This window comes from Streptomyces sp. JLBG701 (assembly GCF_058544905.1).
The window spans coordinates 5,136,144-5,156,799 of sequence record NZ_CM178588.1; the positions used below are offsets into that span (position 1 = coordinate 5,136,144).

17 protein-coding genes and 1 pseudogene are annotated in these 20,656 nt (G+C 69.7%); 5 read left to right on the forward strand and 13 right to left on the reverse strand.

Annotated features, from left to right (window positions below):
* The first annotated feature begins 407 nt into the window (after positions 1-407).
* Positions 408-1,853, forward strand: a complete 1,446-nt coding sequence (gene iscB / locus AC5DRG_RS23455) for an RNA-guided endonuclease IscB (RefSeq protein WP_491812584.1) — start codon at positions 408-410, stop codon at positions 1,851-1,853.
* Between the two features lie 267 nt (positions 1,854-2,120).
* Here iscB and AC5DRG_RS23460 read toward each other — a convergent pair whose 3' ends face one another.
* Genes AC5DRG_RS23460 through AC5DRG_RS23470 form a run of 3 tightly spaced genes read right to left on the reverse strand, consistent with a single transcriptional unit; the run spans position 2,121 to position 4,786 of the window.
* On the reverse strand, positions 2,121-2,945 hold the full coding sequence (locus tag AC5DRG_RS23460; RefSeq protein WP_491812585.1) for an ABC transporter permease: 825 nt from the start codon (positions 2,943-2,945) through the stop codon (positions 2,121-2,123).
* Entirely contained in the window at positions 2,942-3,949 is a 1,008-nt protein-coding gene (locus AC5DRG_RS23465) for an ABC transporter ATP-binding protein (RefSeq protein WP_491812586.1), read from the reverse strand. The genes AC5DRG_RS23460 and AC5DRG_RS23465 overlap by 4 nt, the downstream gene beginning before the upstream one ends.
* A gap of 3 nt (positions 3,950-3,952) precedes the next feature.
* The gene (locus AC5DRG_RS23470) at positions 3,953-4,786 is read right to left on the reverse strand and encodes an ABC transporter permease (protein ID WP_491812587.1); all 834 of its coding nucleotides are present in this window, start codon (positions 4,784-4,786) and stop codon (positions 3,953-3,955) included.
* 142 nt (positions 4,787-4,928) lie between these two features.
* Here AC5DRG_RS23470 and AC5DRG_RS23475 point away from each other — a divergent pair, with 142 nt between their 5' ends.
* Positions 4,929-5,822, forward strand: a complete 894-nt coding sequence (locus tag AC5DRG_RS23475; protein WP_491812588.1) for a winged helix-turn-helix transcriptional regulator — start codon at positions 4,929-4,931, stop codon at positions 5,820-5,822.
* A 21-nt stretch (positions 5,823-5,843) separates the two neighbouring features.
* Here the strand turns inward: AC5DRG_RS23475 and pdxH are convergent, their stop codons facing one another.
* Together pdxH and AC5DRG_RS23485 are read right to left on the reverse strand one after the other, a co-directional pair.
* A complete protein-coding gene (pdxH, locus tag AC5DRG_RS23480) occupies positions 5,844-6,482 on the reverse strand; it encodes a pyridoxamine 5'-phosphate oxidase (protein ID WP_491813126.1) in 639 nt (212 codons plus the stop codon).
* A gap of 142 nt (positions 6,483-6,624) precedes the next feature.
* A complete protein-coding gene (locus AC5DRG_RS23485; protein WP_491812589.1) occupies positions 6,625-6,783 on the reverse strand; it encodes an Arc family DNA-binding protein in 159 nt (52 codons plus the stop codon).
* Between the two features lie 50 nt (positions 6,784-6,833).
* On the opposite strand from AC5DRG_RS23485, the pseudogene AC5DRG_RS23490 reads away from it, so the two are divergent.
* Together AC5DRG_RS23490 and AC5DRG_RS23495 are read left to right on the forward strand one after the other, a co-directional pair.
* A pseudogene (locus tag AC5DRG_RS23490) lies at positions 6,834-8,035 on the forward strand (RNA-guided endonuclease InsQ/TnpB family protein); the annotation flags it as partial.
* A gap of 410 nt (positions 8,036-8,445) precedes the next feature.
* Positions 8,446-9,546, forward strand: a complete 1,101-nt coding sequence (locus AC5DRG_RS23495; RefSeq protein ID WP_491812590.1) for a citrate synthase 2 — start codon at positions 8,446-8,448, stop codon at positions 9,544-9,546.
* Positions 9,547-9,622: 76 nt separating this feature from the next.
* On the opposite strand, the gene AC5DRG_RS23500 is transcribed toward AC5DRG_RS23495, so the two are convergent.
* The 8 genes from AC5DRG_RS23500 to AC5DRG_RS23535 form a co-directional block, all read right to left on the reverse strand.
* Positions 9,623-10,234, reverse strand: coding sequence for a TetR/AcrR family transcriptional regulator (locus AC5DRG_RS23500; RefSeq protein WP_491812591.1), 612 nt, complete (start codon positions 10,232-10,234; stop codon positions 9,623-9,625).
* Positions 10,222-10,956: an enoyl-CoA hydratase family protein gene (locus AC5DRG_RS23505; protein WP_491812592.1), complete on the reverse strand. Its 735-nt coding sequence runs from the start codon at positions 10,954-10,956 to the stop codon at positions 10,222-10,224. Before AC5DRG_RS23505 ends, AC5DRG_RS23500 begins: the two co-directional genes overlap by 13 nt.
* Positions 10,953-12,530 carry a 4-coumarate--CoA ligase family protein gene (locus AC5DRG_RS23510; RefSeq protein ID WP_491812593.1) on the reverse strand — a complete coding sequence of 526 codons (1,578 nt, stop codon included), beginning with the start codon at positions 12,528-12,530 and terminating at the stop codon, positions 10,953-10,955. Before AC5DRG_RS23510 ends, AC5DRG_RS23505 begins: the two co-directional genes overlap by 4 nt.
* A gap of 37 nt (positions 12,531-12,567) precedes the next feature.
* The gene (locus AC5DRG_RS23515; protein ID WP_491812594.1) at positions 12,568-13,698 is read right to left on the reverse strand and encodes an acyl-CoA dehydrogenase family protein; all 1,131 of its coding nucleotides are present in this window, start codon (positions 13,696-13,698) and stop codon (positions 12,568-12,570) included.
* Between the two features lie 69 nt (positions 13,699-13,767).
* Positions 13,768-15,606, reverse strand: a complete 1,839-nt coding sequence (locus tag AC5DRG_RS23520) for an acetyl/propionyl/methylcrotonyl-CoA carboxylase subunit alpha (protein ID WP_491812595.1) — start codon at positions 15,604-15,606, stop codon at positions 13,768-13,770.
* 11 nt (positions 15,607-15,617) lie between these two features.
* Positions 15,618-17,216 carry an acyl-CoA carboxylase subunit beta gene (locus AC5DRG_RS23525; RefSeq protein WP_491812596.1) on the reverse strand — a complete coding sequence of 533 codons (1,599 nt, stop codon included), beginning with the start codon at positions 17,214-17,216 and terminating at the stop codon, positions 15,618-15,620.
* Positions 17,213-18,925, reverse strand: a complete 1,713-nt coding sequence (locus AC5DRG_RS23530; protein WP_491812597.1) for an acyclic terpene utilization AtuA family protein — start codon at positions 18,923-18,925, stop codon at positions 17,213-17,215. The genes AC5DRG_RS23525 and AC5DRG_RS23530 overlap by 4 nt, the downstream gene beginning before the upstream one ends.
* A complete protein-coding gene (locus tag AC5DRG_RS23535) occupies positions 18,922-19,716 on the reverse strand; it encodes a TIGR03084 family metal-binding protein (RefSeq protein ID WP_491812598.1) in 795 nt (264 codons plus the stop codon). Before AC5DRG_RS23535 ends, AC5DRG_RS23530 begins: the two co-directional genes overlap by 4 nt.
* 106 nt (positions 19,717-19,822) lie before the next feature.
* On the opposite strand from AC5DRG_RS23535, the gene AC5DRG_RS23540 reads away from it, so the two are divergent.
* Entirely contained in the window at positions 19,823-20,563 is a 741-nt protein-coding gene (locus tag AC5DRG_RS23540) for a class I SAM-dependent DNA methyltransferase (protein ID WP_491812599.1), read from the forward strand.
* The last annotated feature ends 93 nt before the right edge of the window (positions 20,564-20,656 follow it).

The following is a 20,656-nucleotide window of genomic DNA, read 5'->3' on the forward strand; positions in this document are numbered from 1 at the left end:
AGATCGGCTACACATTCGAGTTTTTGGGATTCTTCGCACGGATGAGCGTCATAGGTGGATCCGGTCCTCCGCTCGCAGCTTGATCGCTAGCGTCTTCGGTACCCGGACGCGCGAGGTCAGTCGCTCCCCGACCGCAAGGTTGTCGGCTGACCAGCCCGAGTCATCGCGATCTGAGAATCAAGGAGGTGCCCTAGATGACTACGTTTCCTGTAGGCGAGCAGACCCACCAGGCTGTGCTTCCTCAGCAGCCTGCTCTGGAATCCGTGGGAGCAGACACCCCTGGGAGCAGGGACGAAACGACTCACGGACACCCCGCCACAGCGCGGGGCACCGACAGGGAACATGGGCGAGGGGAGATCGACAGGCACGGCACCGGAGCCCGTCGGCGTCACGCCAAGAACGTTGCCATGGCAGCGGAGGCGGCAGAGAACGGGAGCGGTGACGCTCCTACGCACGATCAGTCGTACTCGGGTGGTATCAGCGCAAGCAGAGTCTTCGTCCTCTCCAAGGACGGGCGACCTCTCATGCCCTGTCACCCCGCCCGCGCCCGCGAACTCCTGGGCAAGGGGAGGGCGGTTGTCGCCCGGCAGGTGCCCTTCGCCATCCGGCTGAAGGACCGCACGCTCGCCGAGTCAGAAGTCGACGGCGTACAACTACGGATCGACCCCGGGTCCAAAGAGACAGGCCTCGCCGTCACCGACGAGAAGAAGGAAGTCGACGGGCAAGGAGTTGTGATCACCGTCAGGCGCGGGTTGGTCTCGGTCGAGCTTCAGCATCGCGGTGACCAGATCCGCCTGTGCATGCGACAGCGCGCGGGGTACCGGCACAGGCGTCGTTCCGCCAACCACCGCTACCGAGCACCCCGTCCGAACAACCGGACCCGTCCAGCAGGATGGCTACCGCCCTCCCTGCGCCACCGTGTCGGTACCACCTACTCGTTGACAGCTCGCATCTGCCACTACGCACCGGTCACCGAAATCCACGTGGAGCACATTGCCTTCGACGTCCACTCCATGAGCGCGGGCAGGCCCCTCAGCGGGTTGGAGTACCAGCGAGGAACTCTGGCCGGGATCGAAGCCCGCGCCTACCTGCACGCCAAGTGGAATGGCGCCTGCGCCTACTGCGACGCCACGAGCGTTCCTCTGAACATCGAGCACCTCAGACCCTCCAGCCGAGGGGGCTCGGACCGGATTTCCAACCTCGTCCTAGCCTGCGTCCCCTGCAACAAGGCCAAGGACAACAGGCCCGTCGAGGTCTTTCTCGCCCACGACCCTGCCCGCCTCACGAAGATCCTCCGCCAAGCCAGGACCCCGCTCAACGACGCTACCGCGATGAACGCGACCCGCTGGCAACTCATGAAGGCGCTGGGGACTCTCGGCAGACCAGTGCACCCCTGGTCGGGCGCGCGTACAAAGTGGAACCGCAATGCCATGGGACTGGACAAGACGCATACGGTGGACGCGTTGTGTGTCGGACGTCTGGACCACGAGAGCGGCGACGCGATCGTGCGGCTGCCGGAGCGAGTGCTCGTCGTCAAGGCCACCGGACGCGGCTCGTACGCACGCACCACTCCGGACCGATTCGGATTCCCGCGCCTGCGGCGGGCTCGCGTCAAGCGTCACTTTGGATACGCCAGCGGCGATCTCGTACGTGCCATCGTGCCTGCCGGTAAGTGGGTGGGCACGTGGACGGGCCGCGTCTCGGTTCGCGCCACCGGACGCCACAGCCTTACAACGCCGAAGGGGCGGATCGACGTCTTCCACCGGAATCTGCGCCTACTGCAACGGGGCGACGGATACGGCTACACCTTCCGGCCGGAACCGGGGCCGTCAACATCTCGAAAAACCGGTTGATCCGCGGCTTGCAGGTTCTTAGTGTGACTATCACTTCGGAGAGGAGGTGGTTCGGCAAATGTATGCAAACCGGACGGAAGAGGTGGCTGCGGGCTAGCGGCCCGTCACCACATTCAGTGCGGTGCCGGACCAGCGTGTGTGAGAAGCACGCAGCCGGCCGAAAATCCACGCAGTCACCCGACCCGCGAGCTCGCCGGTACGTCCGGCCGGCTTCCCCGCCGTCAGGCGGAGGGACCCGAGCTCGCGGGTCGTCTGCGTGTACGGCGGCTACGCCAGGCTCAGTTTTCCCGTCCGCTGGGCCCACGCCTCGCCGAGGCGGAGGATCAGGGCCGCCGCCCCGAGGAGCGCGGCGCTCAGCAGCCCCAACCAGGCAAGCGTCGGGGCCAGTTCGGTCAGCGTGCGGGCCTCCAGCAGTGCACCCCGTACGGCGATCAGGCTGCCCGTCAGCGGGAACGCCGCGCCCACCACCTGGACCGCCACCGGCAGGGCGAAGTGGGGCAGGCGGACTCCGCTCACGAACCACAGGGGTTCGTCCAGGATCGTGTACAGGAATGCCGAGTCCCTTGAGAAGACGAGCAGGCTGTTCAGGAAGGCGCCCCAGGCCACCGCCGGGATCAGCAGGGACAGCAGGACCACTCCGTACATCCACCAGGACGCGACCGACAGCGTGCCGAAGCCCAGCAGGCCGGCCGTCGTGAAGCACGTCAGGAGCCAGGCGTTCTGCGTGAGCGCGCCGATGCCGTTCGCGATCATCAGGGTCAGGCGGTTCGCGGGAGACAGGAAGAGCAGTTCCAGGGTGCCCGTGGCGCGTTCGAAGGACAGGTGCCAGGCCGACTGGACGAGGGAGAAGAAGAAGGCGTAGGCCAGGGTGCCGGTGGCCAGGAAGGCCAGGAGGCGGTGGGGGTCCGCGGCGAGGGGCCAGTGTGCCGCCGCCTGGGAGGCCGTGGCCACCGGGCGGAGGGTGTAGTAGGTCGTGGCCAGTTGGAGGATGGGCCAGACCAGCATCGAGAAGACGACCAGGGGTTGGCCGAACAGGCGGCGGTGTTGTTTCAGGCCCTCGGCCAGCAGTACGCGCATCGTCGCGTTGGTCATACCGCCGGGACCGCCTCTGCCGTCGTCCTGTCCGTCAGTGCCAGGATCGCGTCCTCCAGGCTCGCCTCCGTGATCTCCAGGGCGCTGATCGAGCCGCCCGCCTCGACGATGGCGGCGGCCAGTGGGCCCGCGATGTCGTCCGGGTGGCGCAGGACGATTACCTCTCCTCCGTCGGCCGCCGGTGTGCGCGTCGCGCCGAAGCGGGTCGCCACCTGGGCGATCGCCTCGCTCGGGTTCGGGACCGTCACGCGGACCGTGCCGTGGGTGCCGGTCGCCGTCTTCAGTTCGGCGGGGCTGCCTGCGGCCAGGTGGCGGCCGTCGGCGATGACGTAGACGTGGCCGCAGAGTTCCTCGACCTCGGCCAGGTAGTGGGACGTGAGGAGGACTCCGGTGCCCTCTTCGGCCAGGCGGGCCACCACGCGGCGCAGGTCGCGGGCTATCGGGGCGTCCAGGCCGAGGGTCGGTTCGTCGAGGAGCAGGTAGGCGGGGTTGTTGATCAGGCCGCGGGCGATCGCCAGGCGTTGTGTCATGCCGCGCGAGTAGCGCTCGACCATGGTGTCCGCCGCCTCCGACAGGCCGACCAGTGCCAGGAGTTCGTCCATCCTGCTGCCCAACTCCCGCTTGGGGACGTCGTAGAGCTGGCCGAAGTACCAGAGGTTCTCGCGGCCGGTCATGCGGGTGTAGACCATGCGTTCGCCGCCGGCGATGAGGTTGATGCGGCGGCGTACGGTGCGGGCTTCCGTGACCGTGTCCAGGCCGTCCACGGTGACCGTGCCCGATGTGGGGCGCAGCAGGGTCGCGAGGATCTTGATCGTGGTCGTCTTTCCGGCGCCGTTGAGGCCGAGGAGACCGGTGATGCGGCCGGCGGGGATGTCGAGGTCGAGGCCGTCCACGGCCGTCTTGGCGGTGCGCGGGCCGAAGAGGCCGCGTTCGCGGACGGGGAAGTCCTTGCGGAGGTCGCGGACTCGGATGCCAGTACTGGTGGTGCCGGTGCCGGTCGCCATCGTTCAGTACGTCCTTTCCACTGCCCGGCGTTCTGCGCGCGGGAGTGTCTTGAGGCCCAGCAGGAGGTATGCGGCGGTGAGCAGGAGGCTCAGCGCGAGGCGGGGTGCCAGTTCGGTGAGGGTGTGGCCGCCGGTGAGGGAGCCGTGCAGGACGTCCATCGCGGGGGTGGTGGGGAGGGCTTGTGCCAGCCATTGGGCGGGGGCCGGGAGGTAGTCGCGCGGGAAGGTGTAGCCGCAGAGCAGGCCCAGGACGATGAAGACGGTGTTCTGGGAGATGTGGGCCTCGCCCGCCGCGATCATCAGGCCGCCGAGGCCGACCGACATCGCGAAGACGGCGGCTATCAGGGCGAGGGCGCCCGCGAGTGCGCCGAGCGGGGAGGCGACCGGGATCGAGATGCCCAGTGCGCCGATGACGACGGCCAGCGTCAGGAACTCGGCGATGCTGCTGAGCACCGCGAACGCCGTGAAGCCGAGGAGGTACGGCAGCCGGGTTGCCGGGGCGATGAGCAGGGCCCCGAGGGTGCCTTGACGTTGCTCGGTGATGAGGGCCTTCGCGGACCAGAGGATGAGGCGGACGGTGAACTGGAACGCGGTCGCCCCGACCGCGAGGTAGGCGAGGTAGTCGCTGGTGCCGCTGCCCTGCTCGAAGTCGGCGCCGGTCTCGCCGCCGCCGATGGCGTGGTAGCCGAGGTAGCCGAGTGCGATGGTGAGGGCGGCGGGCAGGACGGTGCCGACGGCGTACGTCCATGGGTAGGCGCGTCTTGTCATGTGCCAGGTGCGCCGGGTGGTCGCCAGGCCGGTGCGCCAGGCGGTGGCTGTGGCTGTGGCTGTGGCCATCCGATCCCCCTCGAATCCGAGTGAGTTCCTATTGGGAACTCACTTCTCACCAGGGTTTCTATCGGGAACTGAGCTGGTGGCGCAAGATGGTGTCCAGGGATGAGGACAGGAATCAGGACAGGAATCAGGAGCGGAGGACACCGTGGGGCGTGCCGTACCCGAGCGGGACGCGGCGTGTGCGATCGCGCAGGCGGCGGCCGTGATCGGCGACTGGTGGAGTCTGCTGCTGGTGCGGGAGGCGGCCCGTGGGCATCACCGTTTCGACGAGCTCCAGGAGGAGCTGGGCATCTCCCGCAAGGTGCTCGCGGAGCGCCTGGGCCATCTTGTGGACAGCGGGGTCCTGGAGAAGGTGCCGTACCAGACCGGCCCCGTCCGCCACGAGTACCGGCTGACCGCGACCGGGCGGGCCCTGCTGCCCGTACTGGTGTCGATGCAGGACTGGGCCGACCGCTGGCTGCTCGGCGACGGCTCGCTGACCGCGTCCGCCGACGGCGACAGCGCGGAGGCGCACCGGATGGCAGCCCTGCCCGGCACCCCGCTGCCGTCGCTGACCCTGCCCGCACACACCGGGGAGGACCTGGATCCGGTCGCCGACAGGCCGACGGTCCTGTTCTGCTACCCGGCGACCGGCCGGCCGAGCCCGCTGCCCGAGGGCTGGTCGGACATCCCCGGCACGCTCGGGTGCACGCTGGAGAACCGGCTGTTCCGGGACGCGTACGACGATTTCGGCGCCGCCGGTGTCGCCGTGCGCGGGGTCAGCACCCAACGGCCGGACGAGCAGCGGGAGTTCGCGAAGGCTGAGGGGATTCCCTTCCCGCTGCTGTCGGACATGGACCTGCGGTTCTCGGCGGCGCTGCGGCTGCCGACCTTCCGGGCCGGGCAGGCGCTGCGGCTGAAGCGGGCGGTGCTGGTCGTCGACCGGGAACGGGTCGTGCGGCACGTGCAGTTCCCGGTGACGGACATTCCGGGGGCGGTGGCGGCCGCGCTGGAGGCGGGGCGCCACCTGACCGGCGTATCAGAGAGCCTCAGGGGCTGAGGGCGTCATGGACTGAGGACCTCAGGGGCTGAGCCGCTCCACCCTCCACGTGCCGTCCGGTTCGGTGACGTAGCGGAGGCGGTCGTGGAGGCGGTTTTCTCGGCCCTGCCAGAACTCGACCGTCTGGGGGGCGATGCGGAAGCCGCCCCAGTGGGGTGGGACGGGGACCTGCTCACCCTCGGGGTAGCGGGTGTTCAGTTCGGCGTACGAGGCGTCCAGCTCGGCTCGGGAGAAGATCACCGTGGACTGGGCGCTGGCCCAGGCGCCCAGCTGGGAGCCGTGGGGGCGGGTGCGGAAGTAGGCGGCTGTCTCGTCGCGGCCGGTGCGGCGGGCGGTGCCGGTGACGATGACCTGGCGGGCCATCGGGTGCCAGGGGAAGAGCAGGGAGACGTACGGGTTCGCCGCGAGGTCCTGTGCCTTGCGGGAGTCGTAGTTCGTGTAGAAGACGAAGCCCTGTTCGTCGTACTGCTTCATCAGGACCGTGCGCGAGCTGGGGTGGCCCTCGGCGTCCGCCGTGGAGACGACCATCGCGTTCGGCTCGTAGACCACCCCGTGTGCGGCGGCCTGTATCGCCTGCTTGAACCAGCGCGTGAACTGGTCCATGGGGTGGGCCGTGAGGGCGGATTCGTCGAGGCCCTCGGCGCGGTAGTGCGCCCGCATCGCCGCGGGGTCGTCGGGGAATAGGTCGGTCACCTGGGGTCCTCCGAGGATGCCCCGACCTTCAGGCCGGGGTGGGGGTACCTCCCGCTTGCGGGGGAGAATCGGGCTCCGGCGGAGCAGGACAGAGGTGAGCGAATCACCGTCAGGTCGATTCGCCCTGTGTCGACGGATCAGCGAGGACGACCTCCAGGAGGTGCACGATCTCGCCGTTGACCGACCTGTGATCCCGCTTCGCCCGTGCGGCGAGGCGTTCATGGAGTTCGGCGGGAAGTCGGACGGTGATGCGCTTCTCTTCAACCATGCCACCACTGTAGTGGCCCGAGAGCGGCGGGTTACTGTATGTTTGACGTCATGAAGACGGCAAAAAGACAGACAGAGGATGCCAGGCACGCCCGGTGCACCTTCCGTCTGCGCGTGTCGTCGACCGCTCTCACCGCCCTTGAGGCGGAGTGGGCGCGGTGTCGGTGGATCTGGAACGAGTGCTGCGCCCGCTCGAAGAAGGCGCACGCCGAGGACGAGAAGTGCGGTCCGGCCCGGCTGGACAAGATGCTGACCGAGGCCCGCACCGCGAACCCCTGGCTGCGCGAGGGCAGCTCGGTCCCGCAGCAGCAGACCATCCGCGACTTCACCAAGTCCCGCGCCAAGGCCCTGAAGGACATCAAGGCCCGGCTGCCGCAACGGCAGCGGGCCGGGATGCCGAAGCACAAGAAAAAGCGCGCAGCCGACCCGACGCTGAACTACACGCAGCGCGGGTTCCGGATCAAGGAGGAGCGCCTGCATCTCGCGGGCGGGATCGTGTTGAGCGTGGTGTGGTCTCGCGATCTGCCCAAGCCGCCGTCCTCCGTCCGCGTCTACCACGACAGCCTCGGCCACTGGTACGCCTCGTTCGTCGTGGGTACCGCCACCGAGTCCCTGCCCGTCACCGGGCGGGACATCGGCATCGACTGGGGCGTCAAGGAAACCGCCACCACCACCTCGGACGCCCACGACCTCCCACACGCCCAGCACGGCAAGAAGGCCACCGCCAAACTGACCCGGTACGACCGGATGATGGCACGCCGCAAGCCCAAGAAGGGGCAGGCTGGGTCGAAGGGCTACCGCGAAGCGAAGAAGCTGCGGGCGAAGGTCTACAAGAAGGCCGCCCGGCAGCGGCAGGACACCGGCCGCAAGTGGGCCAAGCGCGTAGTCCGCGACCATGACCGCCTCGCGGTCGAGGACTTCCGCCCGAAGTTCCTCGCCAAGTCCGCCATGGCCAGCAAGGCCGCCGACGCCGCGATCGGCGCGACCAAACAGGCCCTCATCCACATGGCCCGCAAGCACGGCCGTGAACTCCACCTCGTACACCCTGCGCACACCACCATGGACTGCGCACAGTGCGGAGCGAGAACCAAGCACGCACTGCCTCTCTCGATGCGAACCTACGCCTGCACCGCGTAGGGACAAGAACTCCGCCCGCGTGATGCTCGTCCGGGCTGGTCTCAACCCGGCTGGTGCTGATCGTGTAAGAGCTGCCGGACCGCGGGTTCGCCAGCCGACGTGAGCCAGGAATCCCCTCCACTTCGAGAGGGGAGGATTCAAGTTGGTCATCTTGCCGTAATGCGTGCGTGCCGGAGCCCGCACGGGTGGGTCCGGTTCAAACCCGACGTGATTTGCGTGGCACTCAGTGCCGCGCACTCTCCCCAAGGGTGGCACTCGGGGATATCGTGCTGATGCCGTTCCGGTTGGGATGAAGTTGGATGACCGTCGACCGTTCGGGGCATCACCGGGGTGAACGTTTCGGACCGCGAGTCCTGAGAGCGACCGTGGAACCGGAACCGAGACCCTTCGAGATCCTTCCTGACAGCTGTGATCCCGCACCCGCACCGTCCCGGCGGGCCACGGACGACAGCCGACGGAAGCCGGCAACCCCACAGACCCCATACGTCACACCCCACTCACCGTACACATCATGAGGAGCCGCCTGATGTCCGACTTCGTACCCGGGCTCGAAGGAGTCGTCGCGTTCGAGACGGAAATCGCCGAACCGGACAAGGAGGGCGGCGCGCTGCGGTACCGGGGCGTCGACATCGAGGATCTGGTCGGTCACGTCTCGTTCGGCAATGTCTGGGGGCTGCTGGTCGACGGGGCGTTCAACCCCGGACTGCCGCCCGCCGAGCCGTTCCCGATCCCGGTCCACTCCGGTGACATCCGGGTGGACGTACAGTCCGCGCTCGCGATGCTCGCCCCCGTGTGGGGCCTGAAACCGCTTCTCGACATCAGCGAGCAGCGGGCCCGCGACGACCTCGCCCGCGCCGCCGTCATGGCGCTGTCGTACGTCGCTCAGTCGGCGCGCGGTCAGGGGCGGCCGATGGTGCCGCAGAGCGAGATCGACAAGGCGCAGTCCGTCGTCGAGCGGTTCATGATCCGCTGGCGGGGCGAGCCGGACCCGAAGCATGTCGCGGCCGTGGACGCGTACTGGACGTCTGCCGCCGAGCACGGCATGAACGCGTCCACGTTCACCGCGCGGGTCATCGCCTCGACCGGCGCGGATGTCGCGGCTGCCCTCTCCGGTGCCGTCGGTGCCATGTCCGGGCCGCTGCACGGCGGCGCGCCCTCCCGTGTCCTCGGCATGATCGAGGAGATCGAGCGGACGGGGGACGCGGACGCGTACGTCCGCCAGGCCCTCGACAAGGGTGAGCGGCTGATGGGCTTCGGTCACCGTGTGTATCGCGCCGAGGATCCACGCGCGCGCGTGCTGCGGCGTACCGCGCGTGAGCTTGGTGCTCCGCGGTTCGAGATCGCCGAGGCGTTGGAGAAGGCCGCGTTGGCCGAGCTGCATGCTCGGCGGCCTGATCGGGTGCTGGCGACCAACGTCGAGTTCTGGGCGGCGATCGTGCTGGACTTCGCGGAGGTGCCGGCGCACATGTTCACGTCGATGTTCACGTGTGCGCGGACTGCCGGGTGGTCGGCGCACATTCTTGAGCAGAAGCGGACGGGGCGGCTTGTGCGGCCTTCTGCGCGGTACATCGGGCCCGGGTCGCGTGGTCCGGAGGCGATCGAGGGGTATGCGGATATCGCCCACTGAGGGTGTGCTCAAGGAGCGTGGGCGACTGCGGGGCCGTTGTGGCTGGTCGCGCAGTTCCCCGCGCCCCTGAGGTGTCTCACTTGAGCGTTTCTTCCAAGAGTGCCGCCCACTGCGCTACCACTCGTTCCCGCCTTCCCCTGTCGTCCGTCAGCAGGTTGGCCAGGCCCAAGCCCCTTGCCATGTCCAGGAGGCCCTGGACCGTCTCTCTTACGCCCGGTCTCGTCTCGTCCGCGCCCAGGAGGTCTACAGCGATGCGGTGGGTCTCCCGGCCTACGCGGGCCTCCAGTTCGGTCACCCTGGGGCGTAGTTGGTCCTCGTTGGAGGCGGCTACCCACAGGTGCAGGGCGGCACGGAACAGGGGGCCGGTGTAGAGGTCGACCAGGGCCTCGATCACCGCGCGGCGGTCGGCGGTGCCCTCCGGGAACAGGGCGCGCAGGGCGGTGGAGCGTTCCTCGGCCACGTACTCGACGGCTGCCGTGAAGAGGTCCTCGCGGGTCGGGAAGTGGTGTTGGGCGGCGCCTCGGGAGACCCCGGCGCGTTCTGCGACGACGGAGACCGTGGAGCCTGCCCAGCCGTGTTCGGCCAGGCAGGACACGGCGGCTTCGAGGAGCCGCTGGCGGGTGGCGCGGCTGCGGTCCTGTTTGGGGACGCGTTCCGCGCGGTCGCCGATCGTGCTCACACCACCCATGCGGGATCCCGTCGTTCGAGGAAGGCCGTCATCCCCTCGCGGGCCTGTGCGGAGGAGAACAGGCGGGCCGAGAGTGCGGTCAGGGCGTCCGCGTCCCGGTCGAAGGTTTCCAGCACCCTAGCCGTGAGCAGCTGTTTCGTCTCGGCCAGGGCCTGTGGTGAGGAGCGGCGCAGGCCGTCGAGGATGGGTTCCAGTACGGCGTCCACGTCGTCGCCCGTCGCCGTGAGGAGGCCGATACGGGCCGCCTCGACGGCGTCGAAGCGCTCGCCGGTCAGGTAGTAGCGGGAGAGGGCGCGGGGGTCGGTGCGGGGCAGCAGGGGCAGGGAGATGACCGCCGGGGCGACCCCTATCCGTACCTCTGTGAAGGCGAAGGTGGCTTCGGTCGACGCCGCGCCGATGTCGCAGGCGGCGAGCAGGCCGAGGCCGCCCGCGCGTACGTGGCCGGTGACGCGGGCGACGATCGGCTTGGGCAGGTCGACGATCTGGCGGAGGAGTGCGACGAACGCGTCGGGGTGCGGTGGTTCACGCAGGTCGGCGCCCGCGCAGAACGTGTTGCCGGTGTGGGTGAGGAGGACCGCGCGTACGTCCTCGTCCTTGCCGCACTCGGTCAGCGCGTCCGCCAGCTCGCCGACCAGCGCCGCCGACAGCGCGTTGCGGTTGCCCGGCGAGTCCAGGGTGAGCGTCGTGACACCCCGCGCGCGCGTATGACCGATCAACGTCACGAACGCCCCCTGGGTTCCCTGAGTTCACGCCGCAGGATCTTCCCGGAGGCGGCCCGCGGCACGGCGTCGATGAAGGTGACCTCGCGGACCCGCTTGTAGGGGGCGACGCGCTCGGCGACGTACATCATCACCTCTCCTTCGGAGAGGTCGGTGGCCGACGGCTGGCGCACCACGTACGCGTGCGGCACTTCGTTGTTGTCGTCGTTGTAGGCGCCGATGACGGCGACGTCCGCGATGCCGGGGTGGGTGAGCAGGAGAGCCTCCAGTTCGGCGGGGGCCACCTGGAAGCCCTTGTACTTGATGAGTTCCTTGACCCGGTCGATGACGAACAGCCAGCCGTCCCCGTCGACGTAGCCGACGTCCCCGGTGCTCAGCCAGCCCTCCGCGTCGATCATCGCGGCGGTCTCGGCGGGGTGCCCCAGGTAGCCCTTCATCACCTGCGGGCCCCGGATGACGATCTCGCCGGCCTCGCCGATGCCGAGGTCCTTGCCGGGGTCGTCGAGGGAGACGATCCGCATCTCGGTGCCGGCGACGAGCTTGCCGACGGTGCCGGGAGGGGCGGAGCGCATGGCGTCCAGGGGGACGACGTGGGTGCCCGGCGACAGTTCCGTCATGCCGTACGCCTGGCCGACCGGCGGCAGGTTCAGGCGCTGTGAGCAGGCCGCGGCGAGCTGGGCGTCCAGGGGGGCGGCGGAGCTGAGTATGTACTTCAGGGACGACAGGTCGTACTGCGCGACCGCCGGGTGCTTGGCGAGGGCCAGGACGATCGGCGGGGCCACGAACAGGCCGGTGATGCGGTGTTTCTGGATGGCCGCGAGGAACGTGTCGAGGTCGAAGCGGGGCAGCACGACGACTGCGGCGCCCATCTTCAGGGGCAGGTTCATGAGGGCGGTCAGCCCGTAGATGTGGAAGAAGGGCAGCACGGCGAGGATGCGGTCGCCGGGGCCGGCCGGGATGGCGGGTTCGAGCTGCGCGAGGTTGGTGGCGATCTGCCGGTGCGTGAGCATCACGCCCTTGGGGATGCCGGTGGTGCCGGAGGAGTACGGCAGGGCCGCCACGTCGGTCACGGGGTCGATGTCGACCTGTGGTTCGGGGGCGGTCGAGGCCAGCATGTCGATGAGGGAGCGGTGTCCGGGCGCGCTGTCGCAGACGAAGATCTCCTCTACGCCGCCCGCGAGTTCGGCGGCCCTGCGTGCCGTCTCCAGCAGCGGGGAGACGGTGACGATCCAGCGGGCCGCCGAGTCGCGCAGCTGCTTGGCGAACTCCTCGGCGGTGGAGAGCGGATGCACCGTCGTGACGGAGGCACCCGCGCGCGTGGCGGCGTAGAACACGGTGGGGAAGGCCACGGTGTTCGGGCTGTGCAGGGCCAGCACGTCGCCCTTGCGCAGCCCCGCCTCGGCGAGCCCCGCCGCGACGCGCCGGTGGAACTGGTCCAGTTGTGCGTACGTGAGTGTGGTGCCGTCCGTGCCGTCGATCAGCGCGGGGGCGTCACCGAACTCGGCGGCCCTGCCGAGCACCGCCTCGTGGATGGGGAGTTCGACGGGCGGGACGTCTGCGTACTCGCTGCGGAACATGGTTCCTCCTCGCGCGCGTGCGGGTTGCGGGCGGCCGTCAGTACGACTTGGGCAGGCCCAAGGTCTGATGGGAGACGTAGTTGAGAATCATCTCCCGGCTCACCGGAGCAATACGAGCCACGCGCGCGGCTGTTATCAATGAGGCGAGGCCGAATTCCCGCGTGAGACCGTTGCCGCCGAGGGTGTGCACGGCCTGGTCGACCGCCTTCACACACGCCTCCCCTGCCGCGTACTTGGCCATGTTGGCGGCCTCACCTGCGCCGACGTCGTCCCCCGCGTCGTACAGGTGGGCCGCCTTCTGCATCATCAGACGGGCGAGTTCGAGGTCGATGTGTGCCTGGGCGAGGGGGTGCGCGATGGCCTGGTGGGCGCCGATGGGGGCCTGCCAGACGGTGCGTTCCCGTGCGTACTCGACTGCCTTCGTGAGGGCGTAGCGGCCCATGCCTATCGCGAAGGCGGCCGTCATGATGCGCTCGGGGTTGAGGCCGGCGAACAGTTGGAGCAGGCCCGCGTCCTCGTCGCCGACCAGGGCGTCGGCGGGGAGTCGTACGTCGTCGAGGGTCAGCTCGAACTGCTTCTCCGCGGCCTGGAGTTCCATGTCGATCTGGCGCCGTGTGAAACCGTCCGCGTCGCGCGGGACGATGAACAGGCTGGGCTTTAGGCGGCCTGTGCGGGAGTCTTCGGTGCGGCCGACTATGAGGGTCGCGTCGGCTATGTCCACGCCGGAGATGAAGACCTTGCGGCCCGTGAGAAGCCAGTCGACTCCGTCGCGGTGAGCCGTGGTCGTGATGCGGTGGGAGTTCGAGCCGGCGTCTGGCTCGGTGATGCCGAAGGCCATTGTTCGGGTGCCGTCGGCTATTCCAGGGAGCCATTGTTGTTTTTGGGCGTCGGTGCCGAAGCGGGCGATCACCGTGCCGCAGATCGCCGGGGAGACGACAAGCATCAGGAGGGGGCAGCCCGCGGCGCCGAGTTCTTCGAGGACGATGGAGAGTTCGGCTATGCCTCCGCCTCCGCCTCCGTACTCCTCGGGGAGGTTGACGCCCAGGTAGCCGAGTTTGGCTGCCTCTGACCAGAGGGTCTCTCGGTCGAAGTCTCGGCCGTGGCGTTTGCCCAGGGCGGCTACGGCTGATCGTAGGGCCCTGTGTTCTTCGGTTTCGGTCGTGGTCATGTGACTCCCTCGTCGTGGCTGGTCGCGCCCGCGCGGCGGTAGCCGCAAATTGATGCAGCCCCGCGCCCCTTAGGTCTCTTGCACTACCGCCAGCAATTGGCCGACCGTCACCTGCTGTCCAGGTACTACGCCCAACGCGCTCAGCGTTCCTGTGACCGGTGCTGTGATCTTGTGTTCCATCTTCATCGCCTCCAGCCACAGCAGGGGCTCTCCGGCCCGTACAGCGGCTCCTGCGGCCAAGCCCTCGGCCACCCGGACCACCGTTCCCGGCATGGGGGCGAGGAGAGAGCCCGGTGCGTGCTGGGCTGCCGGGTCAGGGAAGCGGGGCAGGGCCTTCAGTGCCGTGTTGTTCACGTACACCTCGTCGCCGTACCGCGCGACCTCGAACTTCCGCTGCACGCCGTCCACTTCGAGTACGACCAGACGCGCGTCGGCGTGCACGACCCGTACCCCGTCGGCCGCGAGGCCCTCGCGCGTGTGCCGGTACTGGACCTCGTACTCCTCGCCCGCCATCGCGTAGCGCTTGACCTGGGGCTGCGACAGCACGTTGCGCCAGCCGCCGAAACGGGAGCGGCCATGAGCGCCGGACAGGGCCGCGGCCAGCGGGGCGTGCGGGTCCGGGGTGAAGGCGGGGGCGGCGAGGGGGCGGTCGTAGAAGGCGGTGTTCATGCGGGCCGACGTGAACTCTTCGTGGCGCAGGGAGTTCACCAGGAGGGCCCTGTTCGTGGTCGGGCCGTGGATCGTTGCCCGCTCCAGTGCGCCCGCCAGTTTGCGGATCGCCTCCGCGCGCGTGGGGGCGTGTGCGATGACCTTGGCAAGCATCGGGTCGTAGTGGACGCCGATCGGGTCGCCTCCCTCGTAGCCCGTGTCCAGGCGTACTCCGTCCGGGACGGTGAGGCGGTACAGGGTGCCCGTCTGGGGGGTCCAGTCGTCGGCGGGGTCCTCGGCGTAGAGGCGGGCCTCCACCGCGTGGCCACGCGCGTGTGGCGGGGTGTCGGCGAGGGGGTGGCCCTCGGCGACGCGGATCTGCTCCGCGACCAGGTCTATGCCGAACACGGCTTCCGTGACGGGGTGTTCCACCTGGAGGCGGGTGTTCATCTCCAGGAAGTGGGCCTTGTCGTCGGCGACCAGGAACTCCACCGTGCCGGCGCCCACGTAGTCGACCGCGCGCGCGGCGCGTACGGACAGCGCGCGCAACTCCTCCGCGAGCCCCTCCGAGAGCCCGGGCGCCGGGGCCTCCTCGATCACCTTCTGGTGGCGGCGCTGGAGGGAGCAGTCGCGCGTGCCGAGAGCCCACACCGTGCCGTGTGTGTCGGCGAGGATCTGCACCTCGACGTGCCGGCCGCCCTCCACATAGGGCTCGACGAAGACCTCGCCGTCGCCGAAGGCGCTCGCGGCCTCGGTGCGCGCGCCCTCCAAGGCGGCGCTGAGCTCCTCCAGGCGGCGCACGACGCGCATTCCGCGCCCCCCGCCGCCTGCGGCCGCCTTCACGAGCACCGGCAGGTCGGCCTCGGTGGCCTCGCGCAGGGGCTCGATCCCCATGAGTTCCTTGGCACGCGTCTTGGACGCCATAGCCTCGATCGCCTCCGGGGGCGGCCCGATCCAGACGAGGCCGGCGTCGCGGACGGCGCGTGCGAAGTCGGCGTTCTCGGAGAGGAAGCCGTAGCCGGGGTGCACGGCGTCCGCGCCGGCTGCGACGGCCGCCTTCACGATCAGGTCGCCGCGCAGATACGTCTCGGCGGGCGTGGCCCCCGGCAGCCGTACCGTCGCGTCGGCCACGCGCGCGTGGAGGGCGTTTTCGTCGGCGTCCGAGTGCACGGCGACCGTTCGGATTCCCAACTCACGGCATGTGCGGAAGACGCGGCAGGCGATCTCGCCACGGTTGGCGACGAGCACAGTCCCTATCAAGAGAAAATCCCTCACATTCGGAAGATGCCGAAGCCACCGCGCGCGCCCTCGTAAGGCGCCGTGTGGATGGCGGACAGGCACAGGCCGAGGACGGTGCGGGTGTCGCGCGGGTCGATGACGCCGTCGTCGTACAGCCGCCCGGACAGGAACATCGGCAGGGACTCGGACTCGATCTGCTGCTCCACCATCGCGCGCAGGGCGGCGTCCGCCTCTTCGTCGTACGGCTGTCCCTTCGCGGCCGCCGACTGGCGGGCGACGATCGACAGGACGCCGGCGAGCTGCTGGGGGCCCATGACGGCCGACTTGGCGCTGGGCCAGGCGAAGAGGAAGCGGGGGTCGTAGGCGCGGCCGCACATGCCGTAGTGGCCGGCGCCGTAGGAGGCACCCATGAGGACGGACAGGTGGGGCACGCGGCTGTTGCTGACCGCGTTGATCATCATCGCGCCGTGTTTGATGATGCCGCCCTGCTCGTACTCCCTGCCGACCATGTAGCCGGTGGTGTTGTGCAGGAAGAGCAGGGGAATGTCGCGCTGGTTGGCGAGCTGGATGAACTGGGCGGCCTTCTGCGACTCCTCGCTGAACAGCACGCCCTGCGCGTTGGCGAGGATGCCGACACGATAGCCGTGCAGGGTGGCCCAGCCGGTCGCCAGGCTCGTCCCGTAGAGGGGCTTGAACTCGTCGAAGTCGGAGGCGTCGACGACGCGGGCGATGACCTCGCGCGGGTCGAAGGGGGTCTTCAGATCGCCGGGGACGATGCCGAGCAGCTCGTCCGGGTCGTACTTGGGAGGCTGGGCCGGCCCCGGATCGGCGTACGCCTTGCGGTGGTTGAGGCGGGCGACCACGCGGCGTGCCTGGCGCAGGGCGTCCGGCTCGTCCACGGCGAAGTAGTCGGCGAGTCCCGACACGCGCGCGTGCATCTCCGCGCCGCCCAGCGACTCGTCGTCGCTCTCCTCGCCGGTCGCCATCTTGACGAGGGGCGGCCCGCCGAGGAAGACCTTCGCCCGCTCCTTGACCATGATCACGTGGTCGGACATGCCGGGGATGTACGCGCCGCCGGCCGTTGAGTTGCCGAACACGACCGCGAGCGTGGGGATCCCGGCGGCGGAGAGCCGGGTGAGGTCGCGGAAGATGGCCCCGCCCGGGATGAAGATCTCCTTCTGGGAAGGGAGATCGGCGCCGCCGGACTCGACGAGGCTGATGCAGGGCAGCCGGTTGGCGAGCGCGATGTCGTTCGCGCGGAGGGCCTTCTTCAGGCTCCAGGGGTTGCTGGCGCCGCCGCGAACGGTGGGGTCGTTGGCGGTGATCAGGCACTCCACGCCCTCGACGACACCGATTCCGGTGACGAGCGAGGCGCCGACGGTGTAGTCGCTGCCGTACCCGGCGAGCGGCGACAGTTCCAGGAAGGGTGTGTCGGGGTCGAGGAGCAGCTCGATGCGCTCACGGGCGAGCAGTTTGCCGCGCTTCCGGTGCCGTTCGACGTACTTGGGGCCGCCGCCTGCGAGGGCCTTGGCGTGCTCGGCGGTCAACTGGTCAAGTTTGGCGAGCATGGCGTCGCGGTTGGCCCGGTAGTCGGGGCCGACCGGGTCCAGGGCGGAGGAGAGGACGGTCACAGGAGTGCCTCCGGGATGTCCAGGTGGCGGGAGCGCAGCCATTCGCCGAGCGCCTTGGCCTGCGGGTCGAAACGGTGCTGGGCGGCGACGCCCTCGCCGAGGATTCCCTCGACGACGAAGTTGAGGGCGCGGAGGTTGGGCAGGACGTGCCGGGTGACGGTCAAGTCGGCTGTCTCCGGGAGGAGTTCGCGGAAACGGTCGACGGTGAGGGCGTGGGCGAGCCATCGCCAGGCGTCGTCGCCGCGGGCCCAGACACCGACGTTGGCGTTCCCGCCCTTGTCACCACTGCGGGCGCCGGCGACGAGGCCGAGGGGGGCGCGGCGGGTCCGTCCGGTGGACGGCCACGGCTCGGGCAAGGGCGGCTGCGGCACTGCTTCAAGTACGAGGGTGTCGTGGGCCGGAGGCACAGGCAGGCGGCGCCCGTCATGGAGGACGGCCACATGTGGGACGGCGCCATGGGGGACGTACACATCCTCGAAGACCCCATAGGGCGCCCCCTTTCCAGGTGGCGTCAGCACATGGAAGCCCGGGTAGCTGGCGAGGGCGAGTTCGATGGCGGCCCCGCTCAGTGCTCGTCCGACGACTTCCTGGTCCGGGTCCCGTACGACGAGCCGGAAGAGGGCGCTGGCGGTCTCCTCGGTGGGGGCGTCGGGGTGATCGGTGCGGGCGAGGTCCCAACGCACGTCCGCGGGACGGGACTTGGCCTGACCGAACGCGGCTTCCATCTGGTCCCGGACGAGTGCGGCCTTGCGCTCGATGTCGAGGCCGGTGAGGACGAAGGCGACCTCGTTGCGGAAGCCGCCGAGGCGGTTGAGGCCGACCTTGAGGGTCGGGGGCGGGGCCTCGCCGCGCACGCCCTCGACGCGGACCCGGTCGGGGCCGTCCTGGGTGAGCCGAATCGTGTCGAGGCGGGCGGTGACGTCGGGCCCGGCGTACCGGGCGCCGCCCGTCTCGTAGAGGAGCTGGGCCGTGACCGTGCCGACGTCGACGACGCCGCCGGTGCCGGGGTGTTTGGTGATGACGGCACTGCCGTCCGCGTGGATCTCGGCGAGGGGGAAGCCGGGGTGGCGCAGCTGCCGTGGGTCGTGGTCGGTGAAGAAGGCGTAGTTGCCGCCGGTGGCCTGGGTGCCGCACTCCAGCACATGTCCGGCGACGACGGCGCCGGCGAGCCGGTCGTATGCGTCGGGGTCGCCCGGGGTCCAGCCGAAGTGGGCGGCCGCGGGGCCGGTGACCAGGGCCGCGTCCGTCACCCGCCCCGTGACCACGACGTCGGCGCCCTCGCGCAGACAGGCAGCGATACCGAAGCCGCCGAGGTAGGCGTGGGCGGCGAGGCTGCCGGGGTGGGCGGCGGTGAGATCGTCGCCCTCGACGTGGGCGACACTGACGGGGATACCGAGCCTGTCGGCCAACTTCCGTACGGCGTCGGCGAGTCCGGCCGGGTTGAGGCCACCGGCGTTGGTGACGATGCGGATCCCGCGCTCGTGGGCGAGGCCGAGGCACTCCTCCAACTGGCGGAGGAAGGTGCGGGCGTAACCGGCGTCGGGGCTCTTCAGGCGGTCGCGGCCGAGGATGAGCATGGTCAGCTCGGCGAGGTAGTCGCCGGTGAGGACGTCCAGGTCGCCCACTTCGCCGCCGGTGAGCATCTCGCGCATGGCGTCGAAGCGGTCGCCGTAGAAGCCGGAGGCGTTGCCGATGCGGAGGGTCGTCACCGGCCGGCCGCCTTGGGCGCGCGTCCTTTGCCGGGCGGGCCCGCGAAGGCCTGGGCGATGTCGAGCCACTGCTCCGCGTCGTCCCCTTCGGCGTGGAGGGCGAGGTCGGTGCGGTGCGCCCGCTGGGTTACCAGGAGGCAGAAGTCGAGCGCGGGGCCGGTGACGCGGTCGGTGGCGTCCTCGGGGCCGTAGATCCACAACTCGCCCGAGGGGGCGGTCAGTTCGATGCGGAACTCCTCGAACGGCGGGGTCAGCCCATGCACGCCGAAGGAGAAGTCGCGGGTGCGGACGCCGAGGCGGACGATGTGCCGGAGCCTGTCGGTGGGGGTGCGGGTCACACCCAGCGCGTCGGCCACGTCCAGGCCGTGGGCCCAGGTCTCCATGAGGCGGGCGGTGGCCATGGAGGCGGTCGACATGGGCGGGCCGTACCAGGGGAAACGGGCGCCGTCGGGTGCGGTCCGGAGCGCGTCTGCCAGGGCCTCGCGCCCCGCCCGCCACTCCGCGAGCAGCTTCGCGGGTGGCTTGCCGGCCCCCTCCTCCGCGCCGTTGTCCACGAAGTCCCCGGGCGCGGTGAGCGCCTTCTCGACCTCGCGGGCGAAGGCGTTCGGATCGGTCACGGCAAGCACGGAGGAGTGGTCGGTCCAGGCCAGGTGGGCGATCTGGTGGGCGACGGTCCAGCCGGGGGCGGGGGTCGCGAGCGCCCACTGTTCGGGGCTCAACTCGGCCACGAGCAGGTCGAGTTCCTCGCTCTCGGCACACAGGTCGTCGATGACGGGCGTCGGGTCGGCCATGGGGCGAGCATTGCAGCGACACCAGAAACAAGCAAGCGTGCTTGCATTAATCGGGGGCAGGAATATTCGCGTGCCCCGTCCGCGTCCCCAGCAGTACGGTCGGCCGATGATCGATGAGGATGGTTACTTCGGAGAGTCCGTCGCGGCGACGTACGACGAGTCGTCGGCGGAGATGTTCGAGTCGGACGCCGTCGATCCGGCCGTAGATGTCCTGGCGGAGCTGGCCGGCACGGGGCGAGCCCTGGAGCTGGGCGTCGGCACCGGCCGCCTCGCGCTACCGCTGTTCCGGCGCGGCGTCGAGGTCCACGGCATCGACATGTCCCGGGCGATGACGGCCCGGCTGCGCGCCAAGCCCGGCGGCGACGCGATCGGGGTGACGATCGGAGACTTCGCGACGACGAGGGTGGCCGGCGACTTCTCCGTCTCCTACCTGGTCTTCAACACGATCATGAACTTGACGACGCAGGACGCCCAGGTGGCCTGCTTCGCCAACGCCGCGGCCCACCTCCAGCCCGGCGGCACATTCGTCATCGAGGTCTCGATCCCCGACCTGCGCCGGCTCCCGCCCGGGCAGAACGCCGTGCCGTTCCATGTGGGCGAGACACGGCTGGGCTTCGATACGTACGACATCGCCACCCAGTCGATGAGCTCGCACCACGTCAGGGTCGAGGACGGCCACGGCTCGTTCTTGTCCATCCCGTTCCGGTACGTGTGGCCCGCGGAGCTGGACCTGATGGCCCGGCTGGCCGGGATGCGGCTGCGGGAGCGGTGGGAGGGGTGGACGCGGGAGCCGTTCACGAGCGAGAGCAGGAAGCACGTATCGGTGTGGGAGAAGCCGACCGACTGACGTCGAGTTGGCGATCAGCGAATGGACCGACTGGTACAAGCGGCGTCAGCAGCGCGTGAGTTAGGCCACGTTTCGCCGAGCGAATACGAGACC